Raw genomic sequence first — 5,748 nt, forward strand, 5'->3', positions numbered from 1 at the left:
CGATGCCGCCACCACTAGCTCGTAGAGGTGCACGCACGCCCCAATACGACGAATCCGAATATGCAGGGTTACCGGTAAGCTTCGTTTCATCCGATGAACCAGATGCAACATGAGCTTGTCGCCCGGCGGTTAGCGCGATTGCGCCCAAATAGGGCCGAGGTTGTCTCTTATCTCTTTAACTACTTAGTACGTACATAACTAGGCTAAAGAGCCGCGCCTGAGTGCTCAACGGAAGAAAGTCCCAGCCGATAGGGACGTTCGACTGCTTTGTGCCCATAGGTTCGGCATTATGTTTGGTAGCGACACGGCTTGGAACAACGCGGATCCGAACAGAAGGAGTGAAAGTTCATGAACACACAGATGCAAAAGAGATGGGGTTTACAGCGCAGGGGCGGCTCAGCAGCCGCGGGTCTTGTTGCGGCAGGAGTAATGGCCCTCGTCACCGCTGGGGCCGCGGGTGCTCAACCGCCGCCGCCGGATCCCTGTTCTCCGGCCGCTGTAATGCGTGTGCACGCGGCCGCAATGACCCGGATGGCCGACTATTTGGACTCCCGCCCCGATGTGCAGCAAGTATTCCGCGACGCTAGGAGCAAGGGCTCTATGCAGGAGCGGCACGACGCGATCAAGAGCTACACCGACACCCATCCAGATGTGGCGGCCGCCTTTCAGAACATCCACCAACCCGTTCGGGATCTGAGCACCATGTGCGGCTTGCCCATGCACGACGGCATGATGTCCCAAGGTATGGGAGGCGGCGATATGGCGCCTGGCGGCATGAGATCTGGAGAGATGGCGCCCCCGGGAGGTATGGCGCCGAGCGGTATGGGATCTGCAGGCATGGGACACGGCAGCATGGCACCTCCGCAGTGATGCTGTGTGGTGGATCGCAGCTAATTGGCGGTGTACTGCATTCGTAGAAGGGCCGCTCGACCGGCGTGCGATCTGGGAATCGATATCCCGGCCTGCATTGGAGGTGTGTGGGAAGGCGCTCTTTGAGCGGTGGTCCCCTATAACGGTGGCGGTGGTGGGCCAACTGACTGGACGTCGGCTGGCTCTGTGAAGAACGCTCCGCACCAAGGAAGCTCGATGCAGCGAGGTCGCGCCGCGGTGATACTGGCCGCCGCGAGTACAGGAAACACCGCGGTACTGCTCATTCTGCTTCCGCTCGGGGGCAGCGTGTTCGAAACCGCTCACCGGGTTCTGCTTTCGCGCCTCTCTGCTGGTTTCATCGGCTGCCGCTATTCGGCCGACTCGGTCGATGCGCCAACGCCCGCAGCCGGTTCAGCGTTCTCGTGGTGTCTCCCAAATAGCCCACGCGGAGCGCGGCACATGGCTGAAACTGCAGCAGAAGAGTCAATGACGTACCACTACAACGCTGTCCGACTCGCGATGTTCAACAACTGGGCCGCTATCACTGGGTGGTCATGTGGTCGACCGTATTTGCGTTATCACCAGGGCCGCCGGGCTTCGCGGCGGGAGATCGTTGGAGTACGCCTGCGGGAAAGGACGTGGACACGACAACGCAGCTCTGATACCTCCGAAGTCGCTAACAGCGCTTGTCAGGATGCGGACGCGAACAACCGGCGACGCGTCGAGCGGTCACGCTTCGCGGTGAATTGTGGCTCACCGCTTCAGCTGCGATCGTTGGCGTCTCGGGGCGGCGCGTCGCCAGGCGCTCTCACTCAACAGGCGGAGACCGTTGACGGCGACCAGGATGGTAGACCCTTCGTGGCCGGCGACGCCTAGAGGTAATGGCAGGTATCCCACCAGATCCCAGACGACGAGTGCGGTGATGAAGCTCGCCGCAATGATGAGGTTGGCAATAACGACCCGGCGGGCCCGGCGAGCGAGAGCGATAACGTTGGAGATGGCGGCTAGGTCATCGCGCACTGAGACGGCATCAGCGGTTTCCAGGCTGAGGTCGGCACCGGAACTGCCCATTGCGACGGAGGCATTCGCGGCAGCCATCGCCGGTGCGTCGTTTACTTCGTCGCCCACGACTAGGACGCGTTGCCCGATGGCCTGCAGCTGGGTGACCGCAGCGGCCTTTTGATCAGGCAGGAGTTCAGCGCGCACATCAGTGATGCCGAGGCGTTCGCCTAATACTGTTGCCGCAGCGCGATTGTCACCGGTGATAAGGATGGGAGCGGCATCGGTCAACGCGGTGAATTCCTGGACCGCGGAGGGTGCCTCGGGGCGAATTCGATCGTGCAACTCGAGCACACCGAGCGGTTCTTGGTCGGCGATAACGATCACTGCGGTGCCACCCCTGGCCTCAATGTCAGACACGGCCGCAACTTGTTTCCCTGGCGCTGTGTTGGGGCTCGTAACTGCGATCAGCTGGTCGCCAACCTTGGCGTGCACGCCGCGCCCCGGCAATGCGCGGAAATCCTCGGCTACCGCGATGTCCAGGCCCCGGTCGCGGGCTGCGGTCACGATCGCGCTCCCGAGAGGATGCTCGCTGCCGGCTTCGGCGGCGGCGGCCAGTTTGAGGATTTCGTCCGGACTAATGCGGCTAATGCCCAACGGAACTACGCCGGTCAGTTTCAGTCTGCCGGTGGTTAGTGTTCCGGTTTTGTCCAGAGCGACGACGGTGATCTCGGCCAGATTCTCCATGCCGACCGCGGACTTGACGAGAACACCATGGCGTCCGGCATTAGCGATCGCCGACAGAAGGGGCGGCATGGTGGCCAATACCAGCGCACACGGTGAGGCCACGATCATGAAGGTCATAGCCCGAAGTAAGGTGGACTGCAGGTCGGCTCCAAACAGGAGCGGGAAGGTTAACAACGCCAGAGTCGCCGCCACCACTGCCACGGAGTAGCGCCGCTCGATCTTCTCGACCAACATCTGCGTCTCGGCTTTCGTGGCCGATGCCTCATCCACGAGGGTGACAATGCGCGCAACTACGGTTTCTGATGGATCGCGAGTGATCCGCACCCGAAGTACCCCCGAACCATTCAACGTGCCGGCGAATACGTCATCGCCGCACGTCTTCGCGGCGGGCAGGGCTTCACCGGTGATCGAGGACTGATCAATTTCAGACGCGCCGCTGATCACCACGCCGTCACCGGAGACGCGCTCGCCGGGACGGATCACAACGTGGTCGCCAGCGCGCAGGCGGTCAGCCGCCACTGTGTGTTCAATGCCGTCCTCGTCGAGGATGACCGCGCGTTGGGGGGCCAGATTGAGCAACCCGTTGACCGAGTCCTGGGTGCGTTTAGTCGCTACGTCCTCCAATGCGCCGGACGTGGCGAAGATGACGATCAACAACGCGCCATCGAAGATCTGGCCAATGGAAGCGGCCCCGATTGCGGCGAAAACCATCAAAAGGTCCACATCCAGAGTCTTCGCGCGCAACGCGTCCAGTCCGGCCCATGCCGGCGCCCAACCGCCGCAGGCGTAGCACGCTAGATATAGCGAACACCACAGTGCGGGCGGCGCGTCAGCGACTTCGGCGCCCAAGCCGGCGAGAAACAGGACCAGCGCTGATGCCGCCCAGCGCACGGAAGACACCGCCCAGACCCCGCGCGAGGCGAACACTTTGCATTCGGGAACGACTTCATTCGGCGCGCAATCCACCTTGGTCGCCGTCATCGCGATTCATTGACGCTCGAGAACCACACGCAAACATGTATACATGTAGAGCTCTACATATGTCATATCGACGGTTCACTCATGTTTCAATGGGTGCTATGGGACATGGGGTAGAAGGCCGCGCCGTGTCTCCGGCTGGGCTCGATGCTGCATCGGCGCTCAAGGTCGCCGAAACGCTGCAGGCGCTAGCCTCACCGAACCGCTTACTCATCCTGACTCGACTTCGTCAATCACCCTGCACAGTCACCGAACTCTGCGCGGCGGTCGGCATGGAACAGCCTGCCGTCTCCCATCAACTGCGGCTACTACGGGCACTCGGCTTGGTCGCTGGCGACCGCGCCGGACGCAACATCGTTTACCGCCTCTATGACGACCACGTCGCCCAACTCCTCGACGAAGCTATCTACCACATCGAACATCTGCGCCTCGGCGCTCGCGGTACCACCGCGTAACCCGGCACTGGCGCGGACGCTAGCAACACGGCAAGCCACGCCAGAATGAGTGCGTCAAAAGCCCCTTCACTCTCGCGTAGCGCACTTCACGCTCGGGGCCTATTACCAGGTGGCGCTCGCTGTTGGAAAGGCACCGACAGTTTCGTACTAATATACGTAGTAGATACCAAGTGTCGTATCGGGCGCGCTGGAGGGAGAGTCGCCTTGGGTTAAAAGTCTTCGACTGTTCCCACTGCTGGCCATAGTTGTCGCATTCGTCGCGCCACTCGTTACCGGCGCCGTGGCAGCAGCCTCGATCGCTCCGCAGCCTCTGGTTGCACGCGTAGGGCCCGCTTTGGGTGAGACCGTGGGAATAGCCCATCCGGTGACGGTGGAATTTCGCGCACCGGTCGTGGACCGGGTGGCCGCCGAACGTGCCATCACGATCACCACGTCGCAGACCTTGACAGGAACCTTCACCTGGCTCGACGACATGACAGTGGAGTGGAGTCCCGACGGATTCTGGCCGGCTCACGCTGGAGTGGCGGTGCTGGCCGGAGGAATCAAGACCGAGTTCAACACCGGCGCGGCGTTGGTCGGTGTCGTCGATATCGATGCGCATACGTTCACTGTTAAGGTCTGGCGAGTCCCCGTTACTGAGTCAGCCCGGTTTCAGAGTCGGGTTGGTTTGGTCCGTTCTCAGTTGATGCTGCAGGCCACCGGGGTGTGGGTGCACCTGCAGGCGGCAGCGTACTCGGCGGGCGTGCGGTAGCCCAGTGCTGAGTGTCGATGCCGGTTGTTGTGGTCGTACTTGAAGTCGCCGATGACCACGCGGGCCTCGAACAGGGTGTTCCAGTAGTTGCGGTTGAGGCACTCCTTCCTGAGCCTGTTGTTGAACGATTCGATGTAGCCGTTGTCCCACGGGCAGCCCGGCGGGATGTAGACCATCCCGGTCTTGTTCTCGCAGAACCGTTGCAGCGCTTGAGAAACCATCTCCGGACCATTGTCGAGGCGCAGCACCTTCGGTGGACCGCTGTGGGCGGCGAATACCTTCTTCAGCTCCTCGACCAGGTGCTCGCCAGTGATGGATCGCTCCACCAGGTTCAGCAGCGACTCGCGGGTGTGTCCGTCGATCATCGAGGCGATCTTGATGGCCTTACCGTCGATGGTGGAGTCGAACTGGAAGTCGATCGCCCACACCACCTTCGGCGCATCGGCGACGACCGGCGGCACCGAGGAGATACCGGCCCGCTTGCGCGGGCTGTGCACGCGCACTTGCAGACCCTCTTCGCGCCACAGCCGTGGATCTTCTTCTTGTTGACGTCACGGCGCTCGTCGTAGCGCAGCGCCGCCCATGCACGCCGGAACCCATGGCAGGGATGTTTGACGGCGTAGGCGCGCAGCCATGCCCTCATTTCGGCGTCAGGATCGGCCGGGGTCTGCGCCAACGGCAGGGGGCGGTAGGTGGAGCGAGCCAGCCCAACAGCCTTGCATGCCAACCGTTCCGACATGCTCAGCGTCTCTTTGAGCATGTCCACGGCGCGGCGCTTGGCAGCTGGGCTCAGAATTTTCCCTTGGCGACCTCCCTTAGGGCGTCCTTCTCGAGTTCGGCCTCAGCCAGCAGCCGCTTGAGGCGGCCGTTCTGACCCGTCCCGGTGAGTCCGGAGACTGCATTTGTTGAATCACCCCGCCTTTGGTGGGGTGCGCCTGTGATCGTAGT

5 protein-coding genes are annotated in these 5,748 nt (G+C 62.1%); 3 read left to right on the forward strand and 2 right to left on the reverse strand.

Going from position 1 to position 5,748, the window contains the following annotated elements:
* Positions 1-429: 429 nt before the first annotated feature.
* Positions 430-870, forward strand: a complete 441-nt coding sequence (locus A5759_RS04785; RefSeq protein ID WP_231984544.1) for a hemophore-related protein — start codon at positions 430-432, stop codon at positions 868-870.
* 753 nt (positions 871-1,623) lie between these two features.
* Here the strand turns inward: A5759_RS04785 and A5759_RS04790 are convergent.
* The gene (locus A5759_RS04790) at positions 1,624-3,597 is read right to left on the reverse strand and encodes a heavy metal translocating P-type ATPase (protein ID WP_068194550.1); all 1,974 of its coding nucleotides are present in this window, start codon (positions 3,595-3,597) and stop codon (positions 1,624-1,626) included.
* A gap of 98 nt (positions 3,598-3,695) precedes the next feature.
* Between A5759_RS04790 and A5759_RS04795 the strand changes: the two genes are divergently transcribed.
* Entirely contained in the window at positions 3,696-4,049 is a 354-nt protein-coding gene (locus A5759_RS04795; RefSeq protein ID WP_068194553.1) for a metalloregulator ArsR/SmtB family transcription factor, read from the forward strand.
* 280 nt (positions 4,050-4,329) lie between these two features.
* Entirely contained in the window at positions 4,330-4,800 is a 471-nt protein-coding gene (locus tag A5759_RS26285; RefSeq protein ID WP_255391106.1) for an Ig-like domain-containing protein, read from the forward strand.
* On the opposite strand, the gene A5759_RS04805 is transcribed toward A5759_RS26285, so the two are convergent.
* Positions 4,728-5,303: an integrase core domain-containing protein gene (locus A5759_RS04805; RefSeq protein WP_197505955.1), complete on the reverse strand. Its 576-nt coding sequence runs from the start codon at positions 5,301-5,303 to the stop codon at positions 4,728-4,730. The two genes, A5759_RS26285 and A5759_RS04805, sit on opposite strands and share 73 nt — an antisense overlap.
* Positions 5,304-5,748: the final 445 nt, after the last annotated feature.

The sequence above is a fragment of the Mycobacterium sp. 852014-52144_SCH5372336 genome (assembly GCF_001665615.1).
GTDB classification, from domain to species: Bacteria; Actinomycetota; Actinomycetes; order Mycobacteriales; family Mycobacteriaceae; genus Mycobacterium; species Mycobacterium neumannii_A.